The sequence below is a fragment of the Vibrio sp. 1402 genome (assembly GCF_033340275.1).
The window spans coordinates 1-604 of sequence record NZ_JAWOWE010000437.1 but is presented as its reverse complement, the minus strand read 5'-3'; the positions used below and the strand labels follow the sequence as shown (position 1 = coordinate 604).

Here is a 604-nt window from a genome sequence, read left to right as displayed (position 1 = left end):
TGCACCCATTCCGGTGAGCACCATAGAAAGTACTTTGTCGCCGTAAACTTTCGCCGCAGAGCCAAAGGTCACATCCACACACGGTTTGTAGTTCATGCGATCACCGCCATCAATGATGCGAAGGCGAGCAGCACCTGCACGACCATCAATCATCATTTGCTTGCCGCCTGGCGCTAGGTAAGCCACGCCAGCTTGTAACACATCACCGTCTTGTGCTTCTTTCACTTGAATCTTACACAACGTGTTCAATCGACTTGCAAATGCCGCCGTAAATGTCGCAGGCATATGCTGAATCAGCACGATTGGATGTGGGTAGTTCATCGGCAGACGAGTAAGAATTTTTTGTAAAGCAACTGGGCCACCAGTGGATGTGCCAATCGCAGTTAACTGGTATTTCTTACCCGATGCGCGGAACTTGGTTGCTGCCGGTCGAGCCGGAGCCGATGCGGCAGGCGCAGCGGTTCTTGAAGCCAGTGGGCGCGCAGCACTAGTTGCAGCAGCTGGACGCGCTACAGGGCGGCGCATGAAAGCACGCTTGGAGGCAATTTGAATGACACGTTGCTGAAGCAGCGAAACCGCTTCATCGCGGTTACGTGCAATATCT

Annotated in this window: 1 protein-coding gene; it reads right to left on the bottom strand. The window is 53.3% G+C overall.

Translation table 11 applies throughout. The annotated features are described in order from the left end of the window. A partial coding sequence (locus R7044_RS26530) for a chemotaxis protein CheB (RefSeq protein WP_318141745.1) occupies nt 1-604 on the bottom strand: 604 nt, incomplete at both ends.